Source organism: Planctellipticum variicoloris, from assembly GCF_030622045.1.
In the GTDB taxonomy this organism is placed as follows: Bacteria; Planctomycetota; Planctomycetia; order Planctomycetales; family Planctomycetaceae; genus Planctellipticum; species Planctellipticum variicoloris.
Genome location: NZ_CP130886.1, coordinates 2,627,050 through 2,647,533, shown reverse-complemented (window position 1 = coordinate 2,647,533; position 20,484 = coordinate 2,627,050). Strand labels below are relative to the sequence as shown.

The following is a 20,484-nucleotide window of genomic DNA, read 5'->3' as shown; positions in this document are numbered from 1 at the left end:
TTCAGGATAGCGAGATTGTCTGACAAAGTGGAAGGGGGAACGACGCTGATCCTGCACGAGAGAATCAAAGCAGGCCTGCCCGTTGACCAGGAAGGCGACCAGCAGTACACTTCTGCTCTCGGGTAGTGATCCTCGGTCACATTTGTGGAGTGAATTGAGTCATCGTGAAGGGCCTCTTCCCGCAGTTTGAGGAACCGTCAGCCAAAGACCACAAATCCATTTGGGGAGAGGCTCTGTTCGTGTTCGACACGAACGTTCTTCTCAATCTCTACCGCTACCAGCTTCCCACTCGCAACGAGCTGTTGGGCATCCTTGATGGGCTTTCAGACAGAATCTGGATCCCTCACCATGTCGCTCTTGAGTTTCAACGGAATCGACTGACAGTTATTGCCGATCAGAATCGCCGCTTTGCTGATGTCCGAAAGGCCGTCGAGAAAGCTCGCTCCGGTTTGATTACCGACCTTGAAGCGCTTCAACTGCGAACTCGCCACTCGTCAATCAATCCGCAACCTATCATCGATACGATTACGAAGGTAGTCAGCGATTTCTTGGCAGAGTTGGACCAACTCAGAGCTTCGCAACAAGTTCTCTCGGCTCATGATCCACTAAAAAATCGAATTGAAGACCTCTTTATCACAAAAGTTGGTGCTGCACCACACTCGCAGAATGACATCGACGATCTATACAAACAGGCCGAGATTCGCTTCAAACGGAAGACTCCGCCGGGATATGCGGATGGAAGCAAGGATAAGGACGCAGTTTCCGAGTATGTAGCAGGAGGAGTCGTCTACCAGCGGCGCTATGGCGATTTTCTCGTTTGGATGCAGATCTTGGCGTACGCAAAGGAGGCCTCCCACCGTTCCGTCGTATTTGTCACGGACGATGCGAAGGAGGATTGGTGGCTCAAAGTCGACGAAGACGGCTCCAAAACCATCGGACCGCGACCCGAATTGATTGAAGAAGCAGCGCTTTCTGCCGGAATTCAGTCATTCCTGATGTATTCTCCCGAAAGCTTTCTCAAGTACGCCGGAAAATTCTTAGAGACCCAAGTATCAGACGACGTACTGCAAGAAGTACGCGATGTATCTACGCATCGTTCGATGCAAAGCGACGACGCCTTTGAGAGGATTCCATTCTCAGCGCGTGCGGAATCGGCCGTGTGCGAATGGCTAATTCGACTATATAGTCAACTTGAGATCGGTTCTGGCAGCGCTCCTGAAATCATTGCGTTTCGTGACGATTCTAGGGATGCGTTTTACGTAATGGCGGCCGGATCGTCGCCATTTATGGCGAAACGACTTCGTGGAAAGCTATTGAAAGCCACGGTTGCGATTCACGAGAAAAGGTTTGCTAACGTTACGATTGTTCTTGTTGCTTCAACTCCGCGACGCACGCGTGACCTGCCAAGAGTCATCGCGGGGTTGGCGACGGATGACATCCCAAACTCATTACGGTTCGTCACAGGAGTAATCGTTCGAAACAGAAGTGGTGTTGAAGAGCTTGAGGTATTTTCTGAGTTTTCGATTGCAGAGTGTCGCTCCGAACGTTGAGTTCTTGATTCTGAATGACTTGAAGCCCCCACAAGTTGTGACCTCTGACTCGCCAGCAGGCCCAGCAATTTCCTTCTCCAATGCCGGGCGGTCCGGATACGTCTCTTGGCGGCTTCGCCGTTACCGAAAATTCAGCGGGGCAAGCTGGCATCGCCACAATTGTTTTTCGTGAAATGAACTGCAATCGTTCGCAGCGCCGACTCCTAACCGAGCCACATGCCCAGGCATTGCATTTAGGCCAAATTTGAGCTGAAAATACCACGCCGCGTCTTTCAGGATGGACCGTAAGCGTCACGCCGCGATCCCGCCGGGGGAAATACTATCCCTACCTCCGAATTGCTTGCCGCCCGTCTCACCGACGCCCGCAAATCCTGCGGACTCACCGAGGAAGCCGCTGCCGAGCATCTCGGCTGCAGCCACGCCACGTTGATCGCCATCGAACAGGGAACCCGGCCACCCAAGCCCGAGGAACTCCTCTCCCTCGCCGAACTGTATGGCTGCCGCGTCCACGATCTGGTTCGATCGGGCGAGCCCTTCCAGCGATTCGGCGAGGACTGTAGCCGCCGCGAAGGCTTCCCTGATCGCGACACGTTTCTCGCCGTCCAGGCCTATGACCGCGGCGACCTGAGCGAGGGTCAGCTTGCCGGCCTGCTGGGCTGCAATCGGGTGACGGCCCGCGAAACCGTCGAACGCTTTCGGACCGCGGTCGGACTGACTGGCACCTGCGATGATCAGCAGGGGCTGCCTGAATCGCAGCAGTAGCTGCGTAAGAAGCCTGTCGTAGTTGCTGTTGCCTGGACGGTGTGCCACGGCCGTGTCGGCCGTGCTGCGTGGCAGGCGAGGTGGAGCGCTCGCACGGCTGACACAGCCGTGGCACACACCATGTTCTGCATATGCAGCCTGCTGTCCCCTCCTCACTTCTTCTCTGCCGGCTTCGCCGGCACCGTGACCTCCTCTGCCGGCAGCGCTTCAATCCTCGCCTCCACGCCCTTCAGGTGCTTGTCGAAAAACGCATTCGCCAGCTTCGCAAGCCCCGGCAGGCCGAACGAGGCTCCGCCGTGGCCGGCCCCTGGCAGTCGCTGCAGCGTGACTTCCACGCCCGCCTTCTTCAGGAGATCTTCCAGCTCCACGCTCTGCGCGTACGGCACCAGCGTGTCGTGGTCGCCGTGCAGAATCAGGAATGGGGGATTGTCCGCGCTGACATACTGCACCGGGCTGACCGCGTCGCACTTCTCCTTGTCTTCGCCCAGCTTCGCGTCGATCAACAGGGAGTACGGATCGCCGTTGTTCCATTTGAAGATGTTCTTGACGTTCGGGTCGGCCTCCGCCTGCTGGATGACCGTCCAGAAATCGGTCGGGCCGAAGATGTCACAGACCGCCTGGACGCGATCGGACTGATCGTCGTTGCCGCCGATCTTCGGAAAGACGTTCTTGCCGCCGCTGGTTCCCAGCAGCGCCACCAGATGACCACCCGCCGAGCCGCCCCCGACGCCGATCTTCCCCGGATCGATGCTGTACTTCTTTGCGTTGGCCCGCAGCCAGCGAATCGCCGCCTGGCAGTCCTGAATCTGGGCCGGGAACTTCGCCTTCTGGCTGAAGCGATACTCCACGCTGGCCACGACGTAGCCCCGCCGCAACTGGGCCAGGTACGGCACCTGCGACTTGCTCCCGCCCTGCCAGCCGCCGCCGTGCACCCACACCAGCAGCGGCAACGGTTTGTCGGAGAGCGTCTCGGGATAGTAAATGTCGAGGGCCTGGGCCGCGTCCCCGTCGGGAACGTACTTGACGTCGTGCTCGGCGACAAATCCCCTGGGGAGCGCCAGCCGTTGCGGCGCGGGATTCTGGGCTTGGACTTCAGCGTCGGAGAACAGAGCGCAGAGCGAGAGGGCGGCGATGATCGCTGGCAATCGACGGGGGACGGTCACGGGCAGCTCCTGCAGTCAGGCGAAGGTGGATGTCTGCCGCGATTCTAACCGGCAGAGGACGACACGCCAGAGTCTCCCCGGTCTCTGCGGGACTTCCGGCCATGAACGAGGATGATCGCCGGAAAGCGAATTCCCGACCAGGGCAAGTCCCGACCGCCCGCGGCAAAGCGTTCTACGTCTCCGCGCAACTCGAGGCAGAATTGCAGTCGACCCGGCGGCCAGACGACGGGCATCCCGTCCAGAGCTGCGACTGCCAGCGGGAAGGACCGGCCGATGCGGAGTTCGGACAGTCCCTTTCCCAATCTCAGAATTCTTCCGCCAGAACGTTCCCTCCCCCTGTCGCTCGGCCCCCCGCCTCCTCTAAACTGAGCGGAAACGATCCAGCTTCTCCGCCTCAGGGGTCGGACGTCATGCATCACAATTTGGTCGGCCGCCCGATGGAAATCCTCCTTGTGGAGGACAGCCTGATGTTTGCGCGCATCGCCATCGGCGCTTTGCGCAAGGCTCCCGTCCATCATCGACTGACCTGGCTCTCCGACGGCGGCGAGGCTCTGGAATTTCTCTATCAGCGCGGACGCTACGCCCGCGTCCCCGAGCCCGATCTCGTGCTGCTCGACCTGAGCCTCCCCGGCTGTGACGGTCGCGAAATTCTCGCGCAGCTCCGGGCCGACGATTCTCACCGTCATATTCCTGTCGTCATCATGACGGCGTCGACCAGCGCCTCCGATCGCGCCGCGGTCGAGCAGCTCGACGTCCAGGGCTACCTCACCAAGCCCCTCAATCTCGACGAATTCGTCGGGCTGATTCAGCAGCTCAGCAACCTCTGGAAAGAGGATCTGATCGTCCCCGGCGCCCGCTGATTGCCGCAGCGCGCCGTCTCGCGGTACGATGGCCGGCCGCAGCTCGCTCCAGCCGCGCGACTCCGTCCACCACTCACCGCGAGGATACCCCGATGCGATCTCTCCATAGCCGTCTGCTGGCCGTTTCGGCTCCCGTCGTCCTGCTCGTCGGCGGCTTTGCCGTCGGCAAGGAGTGGGTCAGCGGCATCGTCTGGCCCGAACCTGCCGTGGTCGATCCCGGTCCCGTCGGCGGACCTCCGTCCGATGCCCGTGTCCTTTTCGATGGCAAAGACCTCTCGCAGTGGCAGGGTGGGGACAAGTGGCTGATTGAAAACGGCTACGCCATCCCGCAGGGGGGCGGCATCACCACTAAAGACGGCTTCGGCGACTGCCAGCTCCACCTCGAATGGGCCTCTCCGGAAGAGGTCAAAGGGAGCGGCCAGGGCCGGGGCAACAGCGGCGTCTATCTGATGGGCCGCTACGAAGTCCAGATCCTCGACTCCTACGATAACAAGACCTACTTCGACGGCCAATGCGCCTCGCTCTACAAGACGAAGCCGCCGCTGGTTAACGCATGCCGCAAGCCGGGCGAGTGGCAGACTTATGACATCCTCTTCACCGCCCCGCGGTTCGACGAACAGGGAACGCTGCTGAAACCGGGCTACGTCACCGTCCTGCAGAACGGAGTCGTCGTTCAAAATCACTCCGAGCTGCTCGGCAAGACCGACTACGAGTCCCCGCCGTCTTACACGAAGCACGGCGACCGCGAACCGATCCATATCCAGTTCCACGGCAATCCGGTCAAGTTCCGCAACATCTGGATCCGCGAGCTGCAGGAGCCGCAGGGGGTCTACCCGGAGTAAAGTTCGCTGTGCCGGCCGTCTGAAAGCCAGCATTGCCTTGCGACGTCTGTTCCCGAGTGACGACAGCCGCCCCGGCGCCTCGAAGCATCAACCGGTCGACTGACAAATGTCGGGCAGCGGCGCGGGTCCGCGCACGGCCCGGAACATCGCCGCCGCAGAGTCCCGTCCGAACCGCTTCTGACTGCGGCGCACCAGCCGGTAACCCAGGCGCGTCAGGACATGGTTCGGCCGCGAAAACGCCAGAATGTCGTACGAAACTTCTTCGGTTTCGCGGTCCCACTCGATCAGAAATCGCTCTTCGCCCTTTTCGACATGTCCCGGCAAAGTTCCGTACGCAAAACCGAAGCGGGTGATCGGCCCCGATTCGTCGATCACGTAGACAATCCGGCACGGATTGCGCCACCACAGCCCCATCGCCCACCCCATCACGGCCACAACTTCGCCAGCCACGAGGGGTGTTACAGGCGACCACGCCTCCACCCAGCCCAGCCGGAACTGCTCCCAGCGCTGCAAAGCAAGTTTCGCCGCCTCAAATGTCGGCTCCCCCGCGCCGAGCACCATGCGGGTGCGATCAATGTCGAACCCGGCCGGCGGCACATGGGCCGTGGCGCCGACCGCCGCATAGCTGTAGTCCAGCCCCGACTTGGCGGCAACGAAACGCTGCAAGGACTCGTCAGACGGTTTTCGCCACGAGATCAATCCCATCGGCAATACCGCCTGTTCCGAAAGCTGTGTATGACTAGAATCAACCGAAGACGTTTCCCGAAGAATCCTAGCCGCACCACAACCCGCCGCCCATCCGGGAGTTGGAACGAAAGCGATGCAGCCCCCCGAGATGAACCGTACCCAAGCGCCGAATTCCCCGGTTGTCCTGCTGACTGGCGCCACCGGTTACGTTGGCGGGCGGCTCATTGCCGAGTTCGAAAAGCTGCCAGTCACCCTGCGTTGTCTGGCCCGAAACCCGGAGAAACTCCGGCCGCTCGTCCGCGAATCGACGCAGATCGTCCGGGGAGATGTGCTCGACGCTCCCTCGCTCGACGCGGCCCTCCGCGGCGTGCATACCGCGTATTATCTCATACACCTGATGTCCGGCTCGAACAACTTTGAGCAGGCAGACCGCCAGGCCGCGACCAACTTCGGCCAGGCCGCCAGGCAAGCCGGCGTCCAACGCATCGTCTACCTGGGGGGATTGGGCGACGACAGCGACCCGGGGCTCTCGCCCCACTTGCGGAGTCGGCACGAAGTCGGAGAGATTCTCCGCGAATCGGGTGTTGAAACGGTCGAGTTCCGCGCCGGGATGGTCATCGGGACGGGCAGCCTCTCCTATCAATTGATGAAGTCCCTCACCGATCGCCTGCCGGTGATGATCTGCCCGCGCTGGCTGGCGACCGCCACGCAACCTGTCGCCATCGACGACGTCCTGGCCTATCTCCTGGCCGCCCGGGTGTTGCCGCCGGGAACGAGCCGCATCTACGAAATCGGCAGCCCGGACGTGGTGACGTACGGCGAACTGATCCGCGAATACTCCCGCCAGCGTGGCCTGCGGCGGTGGCTGATTTTCGTCCCCATTCTGACGCCCTATCTCTCGGGCCTCTGGCTGGCGCTGGTCACCCCCGCTACTTACGCAATCGGCCGCCATCTGATCGAAGGACTGAAGAACCCGACCGTCGTCCGGAACAAGCGAGCCATGCAAGACTTCGCAATCCGTCCGCTGGGAGTCAAAGAGGCCATTCGAAGAGCCATTGAGGCGACCGGCGAATGACTGCCGTCTATTCGCTCTTCAATGGAAAGCACACAATCCCCCCCTCGCGGTCTTTGCACAACAGTCGCCCGTCCGCCAGGACCACGTGCGGCCAGACGTCCGACCGCGCCAGCCGATCACGCACGGCAATTTCGCGGTACCTGGTCGCTCCCTTCGCGGCATCAACAAGCGCCAGCTTGCCGTGTCCGCCCCACACGATCAGTTTTCCGTCCTTCGTCAGCACACACGAACCGGCGTCGCCAAAGGTTCCTCCCGACCAGCGCTCGGCCCCCGACGCAAAGTCGAGGCAATGCATCGTCTGCCAGGCCCAGGTGATCCGTCCGTCGTGAACGATCGGACTGCAGACTTTGGACGCAAACGGCTGCTCCCAGACCTTTCGGGCTCCCTGCAGGTCGACATCGAGCCGGCAGATCGCCTGGTGATTGTAGGCCGAGGTGATCAGCACCGAATTCTCATGCACGGCGGGCGTTGCGATGTTGTTCGCAAAGTCGGTCGTCCACTCGTGCTCCGCCACCGTTCGCCCCTCGTGCCCGGCATCGAGTCGGGCTACCAGCAGTCCCCGATACGTCATCACCGCCACGCACGGCACGCCTTCCACGGTCAGCGGTACGAGGCCGCCCGAATGCCCCGCCGGATCGCGGCATTCGCTGGTCCACACGCGCTGGCCACTCGTCTGGTCGAAAGCCATCAAGGTTCCTTCGCCAGCGCCGACCTCGACGATCACCCAGTCGCCCCATGCCAGCGGAGCGGTCGTGTAACCGTAGTCGCGCCGGCCGGATCGTCCGTGCCGCGGACGCTGAGGCACGTCGTAGTCGTCATAGAGATTCCGGCTCCACACCAGCGCCCCCTCACGCGCCGGGTCCCAGCAATTCAACCATCCGTCGGCGCTGAGCGTGAACAACTTCTCCGTCGCCGGATCGAACTCGGGACTCGAAGTCGGCCCCGAATACAGGCCTTCGTCGCCGACAGCCCGACGTCCGTACTTCAGACACGCATAAGACTGATTCCACAGCTCGCGCCCGGTGCTTGCCTCAAGGCAGACCACCGTATCCCGGCCGTCGCGCCAGCCCATCACGTAAACGCGCCCGGCCACCACGATCGGCGATGTGGCCCCCTCTCCCACATTCGCCCGCCAGGCCGGAGCGGCATCGGCCCATGTCGCCGCAACGTCCCCCAGGCTCTCGTCGACCACCCCATTGCGAAAAGGCCCCCGCCAGTGCGGCCAGTCTCCAGCCATCGACGGCGCAATGCTCGCCAGAACTGCGATCAAGCCAGAAGCCACGGATCGCCTGCCGAAGGCATTGCACTGCATCAGAATTGCCTGCAAGAGATGCAAGACACAATTTCCCAGGTGCAAACTCTTTCTCCGGGCCTGGCGTTCATTTCGGATTTCGTGCTTCGCACCGACTACGGCACTACGTGGACCAGCATCATATCGTGAAACTCCAGCCGCCAGTCGCTGCTTCCCACCAGCACCAGTTTCGACCCCGGCTGCAGCACTCCCGCCTCGATTCCCCGCTGCTGCACGTAGGTCAGCAGTTCGCGCGGAGACGCCGACACGGCTTCCGTACACAGCGGCGCCACGCCCCACAGCAGCGTCAGTCGCCGGGAAACTTCCGGTCGGTCGGTCAGCGCCAGCGTCGGGACCTTCCCGCGCTGGCGCGAAATCGCCATCGCGGTTTTCCCACCCCGCGTCGCCACCACGATCAGGTTCGCCCCCAGATTTGCCGCGGCAGCCCCCGCCCCGTGGGTCACTGCTTCGGTGATCGCCTTCGCCCGCGTTCGCTGATTCGTCGGAACGTCCATCGAATGCCGCGGCGCCAGCAGCCGCTCGGCGTCCTGGGCAATCCGGCTCATCATGGACACCGCCTGAATGGGATAGTCGCCGACGGCCGTTTCACCCGACAGCATCACGGCATCGGTGCCGTCCAGAATGGCGTTCGCAACGTCGCTCACTTCGGCGCGGGTCGGCATTTCGTTCTTCTGCATGCTGTCGAGCATCTGCGTCGCTGTAATCACCGGCACGCGCCGCTCGTTGCACAGCCGGATGATCCGCTTCTGCAGGCCCGGCACGTGGGCGATATCCGCCTCGACGCCAAGATCTCCGCGGGCCACCATCACGCAATCGGTTTCTTCGACAATCGCTTCCAGATCGTCGATGGCCTCGACCTTCTCAATCTTCGCCACAATCCAGGGGGGCGTCGGCGTCCCATGCTCAGAAATTGCCGTCCGCAGGTCGACCAGATCCTGCGCCCGCCGGACAAAGCTCAAGCCAATGAAGTCGAGCTGATGATCCAGCGCCCACGTCAGATCCTGCCGATCCTTCTCCGTCAGACACGGCGTGCTGAGCGCCACGCCCGGCAGATTCACCCCCTGCTTGCTCCGGACCACTCCCGGCTGAACGACTTCGCACCGCGCCCGCCCCGCCTTTGGATCGGCATCGAGCACGCGCATCGAAACCGTACCATCCGCCAGCAACACCCGGTCGCCCGGCTTCAGATCGTCGATCAGCGACTCGTAGGTGCACGTAAACTGGTTCGGCGTTCCGGGAGTCAGCTCGCGGACAAATTCGTACACGGCTCCCATCCGGCACCGGACCCCCTCTTCGGGCAGCACTCCCAGGCGGATCTTCGGTCCCGACAAATCTCCCAGCACGCCGATCGGACGCTCGAGTTCGCGGCTGATCTCACGGATCCACGTCAGCACTTGCGCCAGATTATCGTACAGGCCGTGAGCAAAGTTCAGCCGGAAGACATCGACTCCCGCCCGGACCAGCCCGCGCAACATTTCGGGATTGCCCGACGCCGGCCCCACCGTGGCCACGATCTTCGTTTTGACCAGCGGACCTTCGGTATATTCGCGATGCCAGAAGTCCATGTCGCTGCTTTCCCTGCACAAGACGCTTCGCGCTGCTCCGCAACGGCGGCGCAGCAAGTCCGCATGGACTGTGACTGGTGTGTTATCGGTCAGACGGCGCCGCCGCTGTCACCGGGAAGTGCTTCGCATTGATCTGCTTGACCGTCTCGCCCGGACCTGCGACGGCAATCTTCCCTTTCAACGAGACGACCTTTGGCGCCAGACACGTCTTCGCGTTACACGCCTGGTACTTCACCTTGATCTCCATCTCGTCGACTTTCCCGGCCGCTTCAGCGGGAATCTCGATCATTCCCCGAAACTCCACCGCCCCCTCATACACACTCACCGGCTCGGGAGTATCTTCCATCTTGAACGGCTTCCCCTTCGGGTACTTCGCGTCCAGCAGCTTGCATCCCAGGGCGCTCTCAATCGTCAATGTCGTGGGAATGTAGTTCTCGGCGCTCGGCGGATTCGCGTTTGCGTGCCACCCCTCTTCGAGCTTGAACCGGACGAGTATCTGGCACGTTCCTCCGGCCGGCAGCCGATCCACTGACAGACACGCCTGAGCGGTCGCAACTTCCTTTTTCTTCTTCACGCTGCCGTCATCATCGACGGCTTCCCCGGAGACCAGGACGATCCCTTCGAACTCCGGCACGCCCGCGGCGGCGCCGCCAACGGTCGGAATTCCCTTCGGCGCACGTTCGGTCTCACTCTGTTCCGAAGCGGGCGCCAGTGCGGCAAACTCGACCATCGCAATCGCCAGATTGGTGACACTGCGAGGGATCTCGACAATCTGACCGGAAAACGTCTTCAGCGTCCGTTCGGCGCTCTCCCGGTATCCCGCTTCACCCGTCAGCCGGGTCAGCGCCACCAGATTGCGGGCTGCGACGCTGTTTCCAGCCGGAATGGCCGAGTCGTAACAAGTCTTGATGCGGGCCAAAGTGGCTCCGTGATCGGTTGCCGTAAAGTAGTACCCGCCGACCGCGCCATCGCCAAACAGCCGATCCTGCTCTGCCTGCAGCTTGCGGGCCGCCGTCAGCCACTGCGGTTGCTGCGTCGCCTGATGCAGCGCCAGCAGGCCGTCAATCAGGAAGGCATAGTCTTCCAGATAGCCCGCGAGGCTGGCCTTCCCCGCCGTGTGCGTCCGGAGCAGGCGTCCGTCGTCAGTCCGTAGATTCGCCAGCACGAAATTTGCCGCCCGCTCGGCCGCCGAGACGTATTCCGGTCGCTGCAGAATCCGTCCGGCCTGCGCCAGTCCCCGGATCATCAATCCGTTCCAGGCCGTTAGAATTTTGTCGTCACGCAACAGGGCCGGGCGTTCCCGGCGTTTCGCCAGCAGCAACCGTCGCATGCCGGCCAGCCGCTCTTCCAGTTCCGCCAATGGCATCTGAAACGCGGCCGCCCAGTCGGCCAGCGGCCGCGACATCCGCAGCACGTTGCCATGCTCGAACTCGGGCCGGTCGACGACTTCGTAGACCGCCCGGAACAGTTTTGCGTCGGCGCTCCCCAGCACCTGTTCAATCTCCGCGGCCGACCAGACGTAGTACGCCCCTTCGATTCCTTTCGTCTCGGCGTCGAGCGCCGCATAGAACCCGCCCGCCGGCGACGCCAGCTCGGACATCACGAAATGAAAGATCTCGTCGGCCACCTGCCGATACAGCGGGTTCTGCTGCTGTTCCCAGCCGCGGGCATACAGCTCCAGGAGTTGAGCCTGGTCGTACAGCATCTTCTCGAAGTGGGGCACCTTCCACTCGCGGTCCACCGAGTACCGGTGAAAGCCCCCTCCCAGGTGATCCCGCAACCCGCCGAGCGCCATCTGATCCAGCGTCAGGGCCAGAGCCTGTCCGCGCGGCCCGCTGGGTCCGATCGCTTCCAGCGTTTGCAGCAGCGCCAGTTTTCCGGGGCTCGGAAATTTCGGACCGACCGGCGACGACGTCCGGAAATCGACTCCGCCGTACCGCGGATCGACGCTCGCGAGGACCGCCGCACCGGCCTCCATCGCCACTTCCGACGTCAGCTTCACCGGCGTCAGCGACAGCCGCGGCCGCATCAGGCGCTGCGTCTCCGTCGTGAGGATCTTCGCATTCGAAACGAGCTGGTCGTGATTGTCTTTCCAGAGGGCGGTCAGCTTCCGCATCACCGTCGGGAAACCGTACGTTCCGTCTTTGTCCTCTGGGGGGAAATAGGTCCCTCCCGCGACCGGCTGTGCGTCGGGGGTCAGAAACATCGACAGCGGCCAGCCGCCGCCCGCATCCGACCCGGTCGCCTGCTGATAGACCAGCAGGGCCGTCATGTAGACGTCGTCGATCTCGGGCCGTTCTTCGCGGTCGACCTTGATGCACACGAAGTGCTCGTTCATGTAGCGGGCGATGTCTTCGTTCTCGAAGACCTTCCGCTCCATCACGTGGCACCAGTAGCAACTGCTGTAGCCGATCGACAGAAAGATCAGCTTGTTCTCGCGCTTCGCCTTCTCCAGCGCCTCCGGCCCCCACGGATACCAGTCCACGGGATTGTGGGCGTGCAGCAGCAGATACGGACTCGTCTCGCGGGCCAGCCGGTTCGGACGGCCCTTGGCCCCCGGGTCTGCCGGGCATAATCCGGCCATCCACAGAACGAGCCCCAGCGTCCCCCCAATTCGAACAACAGTCTGAGCGCGGAGCATCAGCCCTCCGATCTGGTTTCCATTGACTCCGTCCACACGCCACGCCGTCCTACGGAATTTCTGCCGACGCTGAGCGGTCGCATTGTAGCAGAAGCCCCCCGTCTCCGCTGAAGACCAGTTCCACTGGGTGACGGGAACGCAATCGACTATCCTGCCCGGATGACCTCAAACTCTCCCACGATCCGCCCCGAACAGCCCGGCGACGAAGCCGGGATCCGCCAGATTCTCACCGCCGCCTTCCCGACGGACCTCGAAGCCCGCCTCGTCGACGACCTGCGCGCCGCATCTCAACTGACATTCTCGCTTGTCGCCACCCGCGACGACCGGATCGTCGGCCATGTCGCCTTCAGCCCGGTTACGCTGGCCGGCGTCGCAGTCGGCCTTGGCCTGGCGCCCGTTGCCGTCGCTCCCGAATTTCAGCGGCAGGGATTCGGCGGCGCCCTGATCACCGCCGGTCTGGCAATCGCACGACAGTCGGCCGCTCCGTTGGTCGTCGTCCTCGGCGACCCCGCGTACTACTCGCGCTTCGGATTCCGGCCCGCGTCGACCTGGAATCTCCACGACGAATACGGCGGCGGAGAGGCGTTTCAGGCGATTGTGTTTGACGAGTCGGCGGTCACCGCCGAAGGCGGACTCGTGCGGTATTCGCCGGAGTTTGCGATTTTTTCAGGTGAGTAAACCACTCTTCCTGAAAAGTCACCGCGAGTTCGGCGATGACTTTCCGCGCCTGCATGTTCTATGGATCAGGAGCGCTCGGACGGGCCGGCCGTAAAGAGATCCGTCCCCCCCCCTTCTACCGCCATCCGTAATCTCATTTTCTTGACACTACAGACAGAATGGCTACACTGTCTCCAGGCTGGCCAGTTCCTGTTCCAAGGAAGCAATATGCCTCTCATTCCCGTCGTCATCACGATGATCGCCCTCAGCCAGACCACTGCGGACGACGCCTCATTGATGGCGATGCAGCACCGCGTGCAGGACTGCCGCGTCGCGCTGACGAACGACGCAAGTGTCAAGACGCAGCTCGTGACGGCCCCGGTCTTTCGCTACAGCGACGAATTGCGCCACATTGAGGACGCGGGCCTTTGGATCTGGACGGAACGCGGCCAGCCGGTCGCAACCCTGAAAGTTGAGCACTACAAAGACGGCGTGTTCCGGACTCCGTGGCTCTATTGCTTTGCATCATTGTCGCCGGAGCTCGTCTCTGCAGACTGGGACGGAGACCCTCCCTTTCGAGCGACCCAACCGGGAGTGACGTGGACGCTGCTGGATGATCGACCGTCGGCAACGCGCGCCGGTCGGCTGGTGCAGATGCGGGAGTTCGCCCGGCGGTTCTCGGCGGAGCTGGAAGAGCCGACAGCGGCCAAAGAAGTCCATCAGATGCGGCTGCTCTCCCGACCGCTGTACCGGTATGAAGAACAACCGGCGACGAACGAAGACGGCGCCATGTTCGGCTTCACGGGAACGGGTACAAATCCGGATCTGCTCCTCCTGTTCGATCTGTCGAAAGAGGGAATGTGGCGGTTCGGCGCTGCGCGAATGACCGCGGCCGCCGTCACCGTCCGACTCCAGGACAAAGTCGTGCACGAGTTCCCCAGCGGAGCCGGAAAAGGCCGAGTTTTCGACACCTGGACGTATTTTCTGTCGGCAAAGTGACGGCCGCTTGCCTGTTTCTTCAGAATGAAGACGACCTACGATCAAGCGTTCCAGCAATTGTCGCCCGGCGAAAAAGGGTCGCGCGATGGAAACGACACGGGATCCGGAAACGCTCGCTAGAAACCACGCCCACTGGCGACGGGTTTACGACCGCCTCTACATGGCGATCGCTGCGCTATTGGGGCTCGGTGGGACAACGGCGTGGTCGTCCACCGGAGTTATGGAATACTTCCTCGTTGGATTGTTCTTCGCGGCCGCCTCCCTGGCTTACCTACTCGAAACTCATTTTAACACTTACAACCCGCGACGAAGTCCGGTCGAAACAGAACGCCTGCTCGAAGAGATGAACAGGAAGCAGCAAGACAACGAGATCAACACGGCGACTTTCAACGGCTGGATGCTTGCACTTGCCTCGCTATTATTTCTCGCGGTCTCGGCCGTCACTCGCACCGAGAATGGCATTCTCATCGGCACAATTGGCGGGCTGATGTTCCTTGTCGGGGGATTGCTTTCAATCGCATGGGGGCGAAGTTCTCAGCGTCGGTTGACGGCGAAGAGAGAAGCCGACATTGACCGTGCCCGGCTGAATTGATGAATGGTTGCCGCAGGCGGCGGGGATCGGTGACGGCAGTTGTGACCGCGGGGGAATCGCTGCGGTACTCGGTGAAAGGCTGACGTGATACCGGAGTCGCAGCGTGAGTTCGAAGAGAGAAGTCACTGCAATACGAAAAATGCCAATTGCAGAATGGGAGAGATGGCGCGCGGGGGTGCTTGGCGCGCAGCGCGAGCGCGGCCTGCGGGGAGGCTTTCTCGATAAGCGACCGGCTCGGACGCGGCGGAGCGGGTTGTTGAGATCCGCTCCACCGCATCCTTTGAGCTGGCGTTGATCAGGTGGCGGGTTGTGAGGCCCGCGTCGTCCGGGAAGGACTCTCGACGCCGAGCGCGCACGGGGTGCGCTCCCTCGACCAGGCGTTTCCGCCTGGCCGTGATGGGCCCTGACCAGGCCCGCTGGCCGGCGGGGATTCGCTCGAGCGCTCCGGGTTGCCCCGTTGCGTGCATGCATGTCGTTTCCCACGCCGACGTCACGCACGTTCACTCTGGTACGGCGGGTTTGCAAGAGCAGATTGGCAGTTTTTTGCAAAAATGTGGAAATTTGTCCCCTGCGACAAAGACGAGCGAGACAGAACCACGAATTCCACGAATCAACATGGGTGAGAAGACGAGGCGGAGCCTCGGAAGAAGCATTCCCAGGCGGAGCCTGGGAACGAGGTCAACTTGTGCGCTGCGTTGAGGATGAGCGAGGCACGACCACGGGTTTCACGAATCAGCACGGATGAGAAGACGAGGCGGAGCCTCGGAAGAGGCATTCCCAGGCGGAGCCTGGGAACGAGGCCAACTTGTGCACTGCGTTGAAGATGAGCGAGGCAGGACCACGGGTTTCACGAATCAACATGGGTGAGAAGACGAGGCGGAGCCTCGGAAGAGGCATTCCCAGGCGGAGCCTGGGAACGAGGGTGAAAGTTAGAACGTGGAAAAATGCTGTCTCGCCGGGCGCCCTGCCCTGCAGCACGAAATGACACCTGCTCAAAGCGGCGGGCGACCGCTCCGCATCGCCCGCGTCAACCGGACTACCGCTGATAGATCGGCAGAAACCCGTTGTCGATCTGCAGGATCGTCGCGTTGATCGCCGTCGTGTAGACCGGACCGACGTGACCCTCTTTCCACGAACCGTCCGCCGACTGCTTCTTGATGATGTCCTTGCTGATCTCGGCGTAATACTTGTTCCACTTCTCGTCGCCCAGCCGGTAGATCACTTGCGAGTAGTAGTAATGGGTGTAGTGCCAGTGCCCGAACAGGTTCCCCCCCTGCGCCGAGATCTGGATCTCCTTGTCGCAATATTTCAGCAGTTTCTGGGCGAAGTCGTTGTCGGTTTCGCCGGTATTAAACAGACAGGCGACCGCCGCGGCGGTGATCGGCGGTCGCGGCCCGCCGCCGCGGATGCTGTACTGCACCGCCCCCTCGGGCGTCGTGCATTTGCGGATGTACTCCACCGCCCGGTCGATCACTTCCTTCGGCACTGGAATTCCCGCGTTCCGGCAGGCCCGCAGCCCCTGCACCTGCGTCACGCAAGTCGAACCTTCGTCGAAGTTGTTCCCGTCCTTCGCCGAGACGTACCCCCAACCGCCGTCCGGCGTCTGCGCCTCGCCGCAGAACTGCACGGCCTTCTCCAGCACCGTTTTCAGCCGCTCGCGCCGGCGGGAGTCTTCCTCCTCGCCGAACACCTGCGACAGAAACAGCATCGAAAAGCCGTGCCCGTAGGTGTAATGGTAGTCGTTTTTGTAGCCGATCAGCCCGTTCGGCTGCGAAGCGTCCAGCAGATAATCGACGGCGTCCCGGATGTTCTTCGAGTACTTTCCGCCGTTGGCCGTCGAGCCTTCCGCCAGCATGGCGTTCGCCGCCAGCGCGGTCATCGCCACCCGGTACTGGCCACCGTTGGCCTCCCAGTACCCCTGCCGGTGCTGCTCCCCGGCGAGCCAGTCGAGCGCCTTGTGAGCCGAGACGCGCCCCTTCGGATCGGAGTGCTGCGCCGATGCCGTCGAAACGCAGCCGACCAGCGCCGTCAGCAGGATGAGCAGTTTTGCCATCAGTTCCCTCTCCCGTTCACTCCGGTTCGGGCTCTACATACGCCCAGGCATCGACTGGACCGTCTTGCGTGAGAACCGTCACCCGCTTCCGCTGATACTCCGCCCCCCGCAGCATCCCCGGCGGAATCTCTTCCAGCTCATCGCAGCCGGCCAGCGTCGCCACGTACCGCGACAGATCGAGGAAAAACAATTCGCCATCCACGACGCAGCCATCCGCCCGGGCGATCATCAGCTCCGCCACCCGAGTATAGCCCTCCAGCCGGGCCGGAACGCTCCGTTTGAAGCGACCCGCCAGATAATGGTGATTGCACTGCCCCGTCCGCAGCGTCCCGAACGCAAACAACGGCAGCAGTTCGTCGGTCAGGATGGAGATCCTCAAAGGTTCGCCGTGAGGGAAAGCCCCCTCCAGAGAGAGACGCTCAGCACGTCCCGTTCCAACCGACCAAATCCCGGCAAACATTGGCACAAACGCTCAGGTCGCCGGGGCCGGGGCGCGGGTCTTAAAGCCCCGGGGCATCGCGAAGACGCTTCTGCCCCGGCCACCCGCTCGTCAAACAAAACTCGGGCCTAATTCAGCGCTGCCAGCACCAGATCCCCCATCTGAGCCGTCGTCACGGAGACTCCGCCCGCCGCCAGATCCTTCGTCCGATGCCCGGCTGACAGCACGGCGTCCACCGCCGCCTCGACCGCTTTGGCCTCCGCCTCCAGCTTCAGCGAGTGCCGCAACAGCATCGCCGACGCCAGAATCGTCGCCAGCGGGTTCGCGATGCCCTGCCCGGCGATGTCGGGCGCCGAACCGTGAATCGGCTCGTACAACCCGGGACCGCTGGAACCCAGCGACGCCGACGGCAGCAGCCCCATCGACCCCGGCAGCATCGAACCTTCATCGGTCAAAATGTCGCCGAACAGGTTTTCGGTCACCACGACGTCAAACTTCGTCGGCCGGGCGATCAGGTGCATCGCCATCGCATCGACGAGTACGTTTTCGAATTCCACGTCCGGAAACTCGTCCTTCATCACCCGTTCGAAGACCCGCCGCCACAAGCGAGACACTTCGAGCACGTTGGCCTTGTCGACCGAAGTCACTTTTTTCCGACGACCGCGGGCCGCCTGCCCCGCCATCCGCACGATCCGCTCGATTTCGTGCGTGCTGTAAATCATCGTGTTCCAGGCGGTTTCCCCTTCGGCGGTCGTCTCTTTGCCCGACTTCCCGAAGTACAACCCGCCGGTCAGCTCGCGGAAGAACAGAATGTCCGTCCCCGCGACGATTTCCTGTTTCAGGGGCGATGCTGCCGCCATTTGCGGCAGCACCTGGATCGGCCGCAGATTCGCGAACAGCCCGAGTTCCTTGCGGATCTTCAGCAGGCCAACTTCCGGGCGGGTCTTCGCGTTCGGATCATCCCACTTCGGACCGCCCACCGCCCCCAGCAGAATGGCATCCGCCGCCCGGCAGGCGGTCAGGCTCTGTTCGGGCAGCGGGTCGCCGAATTCATCGATCGCGCAGCCGCCGATGGCGTGCGTGCTGAACTCGAACTGATGGCCGAACTTCGCCGCCACGCGGTCCAGCACCCGCTGCGCCTGAGCCACGACTTCCGGACCAATCCCGTCCCCCGGGAGGAGCACAATCCTCGCTTGCACCGCAGAACCGCCTTTCTGTGAATCCGACCAAACCAGTGACAGATCCCTATGTTACGCGCAGAACGCGTTCCACGAAAGCCAGCCGCAAGCCTCCATGGTCTCTCCGTCACTTTGCACTTTTCATTTTTCATTTTTCACTTTGCACTGCTTCCGAGTCTCCTCACCGCGGCGCCGGCCCCCTTTCCCAACCGGATCCTCTCCCGCAGACCGCGCCGCCTGACATCCGCTGAAGTCCGTCCCCCCGTCCGGCCGATAACCCGAGTACGCGGCGCCTCAGGGAGGCGGGCCAGACCGTTTCACGCGAGCAGCACGGATGCTCCGAATCCAGTCTCTCCCTCACAAGGTGATCGACCCATGATCCGAGCGTCGTTCTTCGCCGCCGGCGTGTTTGTGGCTCTCTGGGGCGTTTCGTTCCTGACCATCGACAAGCTCGTCCTCAACAAAGTCGACGACAAGAACCGGGACCAGGGCTTCCGCGGCATGCTCGCCAGCAGCCAGATCGTGGAACGGGAGTCCCGCCCCGTCATCGACCCGCCCGAATGGATGGCCTTCAGCCTCATGTCCATCGGCACTGTCACCATGCTCTACTCCGCAGCCCTCCCCAAACGCCACGACTAGCCGCCACACGCGGCACCGGCTGCCGACTTAGAGATGGGTTGGACGTGGATGCCGCATTCGGCGGCGATGGGGGATTCCTGCTGCAGCAGGAATCCCTGGCGAACTAGCGTTCGCCGACCGGCGAATGCCAGTTCGAACTGGCTGCACGCGAACCATGCACATTCGTGCCTCGATAAAGTCTTCCCCATCTCTACACGCTATGGGAGTATTCTGCTGCCGGCCTGGTTCTGAATCACCCCGCCGGAGTTCGTCACGATGCTCCCCTTCCTGCTGACGCTCCTTCTCTCCGCCCCGCCCGAATCAAAACTCCCCCTCGCTCGCGGCTGGATCGAGTCGGCCACCCTCAAGTCCGAATTCGCCACGCAGGCTGCGGCTGCCGACGAGCGGTTCACATACGCCGTTTCGAACACCCGCGTTGCTCGCTACGACCGCGCGACGGGAAAACTGCTGGGCGTCGGGACTGCTCCGGACGCCAAGCACCTCAACAGCGCCTTCGTCTGGCGGGGCAAGATCTACTGCGCCCATTCGAACTATCCGAAGACGCCGGAGGAAAGCGACATCCGCGTTTACGATCCCTCCGACGACAGCTTGCAGGTCTTCCACACGTTCGAGAAACCGCAGGGCAGCCTGGTCTGGTGCATTCGCGATCCCGCCGACCGAAACTGGTGGTGCTGCTTCGCACATTACCAGGCCGACAATGCTCAGACGATCCTGGTACGGATGGACGACGACTTCCGCGAGCAGGCCCGCTGGAGCTTCCCCGAAGAAGTCATCGCCGACTGGGACGGCATGAGCGCTTCGGGCGGCCTCTGGGACGGCGACACGCTCCTGACGACGCACCACCACTTTGCGGTCCTGTACCGCCTCCGACTCCCTGAAACCGGCCCCTCGCTGGAGCTCGTCGAAGCGCTGAAGTGCCCGTATCCGGGACAGGGAATCGCGGTCGATCCGGTCACGCCGGACGGTCTCGTCGGCATCGACCGCCGGAAACGGCTGGTTGTCTTCGCAAAACTGCGGTAGAGCCGGGTAGAAGTACGATTCGGTCTCGAATTCAGTGCATTCGCTTTGACTCCGCCTGCCGCGCCGGGCGAGACTGGCTGGGACGTGCCGTTGGGCATCGTCACACGCCGTGGAGCCGATCCGAATGACCGCGGACCCCAGGGCCGAACCGAACGCGCGGCCGGCCCCCTCGACCGCCCTGTGGCTCGCGACGGTTGCGGCCGTTGGAATCGCAGCATTCCTGCTCGGGCGCTCGACCGCCGGCGAATTGCCGCTCATCACCGGCATCCTGGAAAGCGTGACGTATGAAACCAGCCCCGGCGCTTTCGTCACCCAGAGCAACGCCACGTCCAACGTCCGTCCCAGCCGGATTTATCCGTCCGCTCTGATCGTTGGCGATGGCGGCCAGATCATCCCGCTCCAGAGGATCTTTTCCATCGAGCTGCGGGACGAGTAGGTGGGGCGAAGTCA

General features: G+C 62.5%; 19 protein-coding genes. 11 read left to right on the top strand and 8 right to left on the bottom strand.

What is annotated here, in order from left to right:
• Positions 1–164: 164 nt before the first annotated feature.
• Together SH412_RS10375 and SH412_RS10370 are read left to right on the top strand one after the other, a co-directional pair.
• Positions 165–1,550 (top strand): PIN-like domain-containing protein, encoded by a 1,386-nt coding sequence (locus SH412_RS10375; protein WP_336523442.1) that lies wholly within the window; start codon positions 165–167, stop codon positions 1,548–1,550.
• Positions 1,551–1,886: 336 nt separating this feature from the next.
• Positions 1,887–2,312 (top strand): helix-turn-helix transcriptional regulator, encoded by a 426-nt coding sequence (locus tag SH412_RS10370; RefSeq protein ID WP_336523441.1) that lies wholly within the window; start codon positions 1,887–1,889, stop codon positions 2,310–2,312.
• A gap of 152 nt (positions 2,313–2,464) precedes the next feature.
• On the opposite strand, the gene SH412_RS10365 is transcribed toward SH412_RS10370, so the two are convergent.
• Entirely contained in the window at positions 2,465–3,475 is a 1,011-nt protein-coding gene (locus tag SH412_RS10365) for an alpha/beta hydrolase (RefSeq protein ID WP_336523440.1), read from the bottom strand.
• Between the two features lie 410 nt (positions 3,476–3,885).
• Here SH412_RS10365 and SH412_RS10360 point away from each other — a divergent pair, with 410 nt between their 5' ends.
• Together SH412_RS10360 and SH412_RS10355 are read left to right on the top strand one after the other, a co-directional pair.
• Positions 3,886–4,335: a response regulator gene (locus tag SH412_RS10360; RefSeq protein ID WP_336523439.1), complete on the top strand. Its 450-nt coding sequence runs from the start codon at positions 3,886–3,888 to the stop codon at positions 4,333–4,335.
• A 92-nt stretch (positions 4,336–4,427) separates the two neighbouring features.
• Positions 4,428–5,177, top strand: a complete 750-nt coding sequence (locus SH412_RS10355) for a 3-keto-disaccharide hydrolase (protein ID WP_336523438.1) — start codon at positions 4,428–4,430, stop codon at positions 5,175–5,177.
• 87 nt (positions 5,178–5,264) lie between these two features.
• On the opposite strand, the gene SH412_RS10350 is transcribed toward SH412_RS10355, so the two are convergent.
• Positions 5,265–5,843, bottom strand: coding sequence for a DUF1990 family protein (locus SH412_RS10350; RefSeq protein ID WP_336523437.1), 579 nt, complete (start codon positions 5,841–5,843; stop codon positions 5,265–5,267).
• A gap of 169 nt (positions 5,844–6,012) precedes the next feature.
• Between SH412_RS10350 and SH412_RS10345 the strand changes: the two genes are divergently transcribed.
• Complete coding sequence (locus SH412_RS10345; RefSeq protein WP_336523436.1) at positions 6,013–6,939, top strand: NAD(P)H-binding protein; 927 nt, start codon at positions 6,013–6,015, stop codon at positions 6,937–6,939.
• Between the two features lie 7 nt (positions 6,940–6,946).
• On the opposite strand, the gene SH412_RS10340 is transcribed toward SH412_RS10345, so the two are convergent.
• From SH412_RS10340 to SH412_RS10330, 3 genes are all read right to left on the bottom strand, one after another.
• A complete protein-coding gene (locus SH412_RS10340) occupies positions 6,947–8,221 on the bottom strand; it encodes an outer membrane protein assembly factor BamB family protein (protein ID WP_336523435.1) in 1,275 nt (424 codons plus the stop codon).
• 125 nt (positions 8,222–8,346) lie between these two features.
• Positions 8,347–9,816: a pyruvate kinase gene (pyk, locus tag SH412_RS10335; RefSeq protein ID WP_336523434.1), complete on the bottom strand. Its 1,470-nt coding sequence runs from the start codon at positions 9,814–9,816 to the stop codon at positions 8,347–8,349.
• Between the two features lie 82 nt (positions 9,817–9,898).
• Positions 9,899–12,457 carry a DUF255 domain-containing protein gene (locus SH412_RS10330; RefSeq protein WP_336523433.1) on the bottom strand — a complete coding sequence of 853 codons (2,559 nt, stop codon included), beginning with the start codon at positions 12,455–12,457 and terminating at the stop codon, positions 9,899–9,901.
• Positions 12,458–12,616: 159 nt separating this feature from the next.
• On the opposite strand from SH412_RS10330, the gene SH412_RS10325 reads away from it, so the two are divergent.
• The 3 genes from SH412_RS10325 to SH412_RS10315 all read left to right on the top strand — a co-directional run bounded on the left by SH412_RS10325 (position 12,617) and on the right by SH412_RS10315 (position 14,705).
• Positions 12,617–13,135: a GNAT family N-acetyltransferase gene (locus tag SH412_RS10325; protein ID WP_336523432.1), complete on the top strand. Its 519-nt coding sequence runs from the start codon at positions 12,617–12,619 to the stop codon at positions 13,133–13,135.
• 207 nt (positions 13,136–13,342) lie between these two features.
• A complete protein-coding gene (locus SH412_RS10320; protein ID WP_336523431.1) occupies positions 13,343–14,113 on the top strand; it encodes a hypothetical protein in 771 nt (256 codons plus the stop codon).
• Positions 14,114–14,198: 85 nt separating this feature from the next.
• Positions 14,199–14,705 carry a hypothetical protein gene (locus SH412_RS10315; RefSeq protein WP_336523430.1) on the top strand — a complete coding sequence of 169 codons (507 nt, stop codon included), beginning with the start codon at positions 14,199–14,201 and terminating at the stop codon, positions 14,703–14,705.
• Between the two features lie 1,036 nt (positions 14,706–15,741).
• On the opposite strand, the gene SH412_RS10310 is transcribed toward SH412_RS10315, so the two are convergent.
• The 3 genes from SH412_RS10310 to leuB all read right to left on the bottom strand — a co-directional run bounded on the left by SH412_RS10310 (position 15,742) and on the right by leuB (position 18,396).
• The gene (locus SH412_RS10310; RefSeq protein ID WP_336523429.1) at positions 15,742–16,758 is read right to left on the bottom strand and encodes a prenyltransferase/squalene oxidase repeat-containing protein; all 1,017 of its coding nucleotides are present in this window, start codon (positions 16,756–16,758) and stop codon (positions 15,742–15,744) included.
• Between the two features lie 16 nt (positions 16,759–16,774).
• Entirely contained in the window at positions 16,775–17,137 is a 363-nt protein-coding gene (locus tag SH412_RS10305; RefSeq protein WP_336523428.1) for a gamma-glutamylcyclotransferase family protein, read from the bottom strand.
• Between the two features lie 188 nt (positions 17,138–17,325).
• On the bottom strand, positions 17,326–18,396 hold the full coding sequence (gene leuB / locus SH412_RS10300) for a 3-isopropylmalate dehydrogenase (RefSeq protein ID WP_336523427.1): 1,071 nt from the start codon (positions 18,394–18,396) through the stop codon (positions 17,326–17,328).
• A 354-nt stretch (positions 18,397–18,750) separates the two neighbouring features.
• Here leuB and SH412_RS10295 point away from each other — a divergent pair, with 354 nt between their 5' ends.
• The 3 genes from SH412_RS10295 to SH412_RS10285 all read left to right on the top strand — a co-directional run bounded on the left by SH412_RS10295 (position 18,751) and on the right by SH412_RS10285 (position 20,470).
• Entirely contained in the window at positions 18,751–19,014 is a 264-nt protein-coding gene (locus SH412_RS10295; RefSeq protein WP_336523426.1) for a hypothetical protein, read from the top strand.
• Positions 19,015–19,269: 255 nt separating this feature from the next.
• Positions 19,270–20,034, top strand: a complete 765-nt coding sequence (locus SH412_RS10290) for a hypothetical protein (protein WP_336523425.1) — start codon at positions 19,270–19,272, stop codon at positions 20,032–20,034.
• A gap of 124 nt (positions 20,035–20,158) precedes the next feature.
• The gene (locus tag SH412_RS10285; RefSeq protein WP_336523424.1) at positions 20,159–20,470 is read left to right on the top strand and encodes a hypothetical protein; all 312 of its coding nucleotides are present in this window, start codon (positions 20,159–20,161) and stop codon (positions 20,468–20,470) included.
• The last annotated feature ends 14 nt before the right edge of the window (positions 20,471–20,484 follow it).

What these genes read in the sequence shown, in the direction of transcription:
- SH412_RS10360 (WP_336523439.1), top strand. Translation starts at nt 3,886, where the DNA reads ATGCATCACAATTTGGTCGGCCGCCCGATGGAAATCCTCCTTGTGGAG.
- SH412_RS10355 (WP_336523438.1), top strand. Translation starts at nt 4,428, where the DNA reads ATGCGATCTCTCCATAGCCGTCTGCTGGCCGTTTCGGCTCCCGTCGTC.
- SH412_RS10345 (WP_336523436.1), top strand. Translation starts at nt 6,013, where the DNA reads ATGAACCGTACCCAAGCGCCGAATTCCCCGGTTGTCCTGCTGACTGGC.
- pyk (WP_336523434.1), bottom strand. Translation starts at nt 9,816, where the DNA reads ATGGACTTCTGGCATCGCGAATATACCGAAGGTCCGCTGGTCAAAACG.
- SH412_RS10330 (WP_336523433.1), bottom strand. Translation starts at nt 12,457, where the DNA reads ATGCTCCGCGCTCAGACTGTTGTTCGAATTGGGGGGACGCTGGGGCTC.
- SH412_RS10325 (WP_336523432.1), top strand. Translation starts at nt 12,617, where the DNA reads ATGACCTCAAACTCTCCCACGATCCGCCCCGAACAGCCCGGCGACGAA.
- SH412_RS10320 (WP_336523431.1), top strand. Translation starts at nt 13,343, where the DNA reads ATGCCTCTCATTCCCGTCGTCATCACGATGATCGCCCTCAGCCAGACC.
- SH412_RS10315 (WP_336523430.1), top strand. Translation starts at nt 14,199, where the DNA reads ATGGAAACGACACGGGATCCGGAAACGCTCGCTAGAAACCACGCCCAC.
- SH412_RS10310 (WP_336523429.1), bottom strand. Translation starts at nt 16,758, where the DNA reads ATGGCAAAACTGCTCATCCTGCTGACGGCGCTGGTCGGCTGCGTTTCG.
- SH412_RS10295 (WP_336523426.1), top strand. Translation starts at nt 18,751, where the DNA reads ATGATCCGAGCGTCGTTCTTCGCCGCCGGCGTGTTTGTGGCTCTCTGG.
- SH412_RS10290 (WP_336523425.1), top strand. Translation starts at nt 19,270, where the DNA reads ATGCTCCCCTTCCTGCTGACGCTCCTTCTCTCCGCCCCGCCCGAATCA.
- SH412_RS10285 (WP_336523424.1), top strand. Translation starts at nt 20,159, where the DNA reads ATGACCGCGGACCCCAGGGCCGAACCGAACGCGCGGCCGGCCCCCTCG.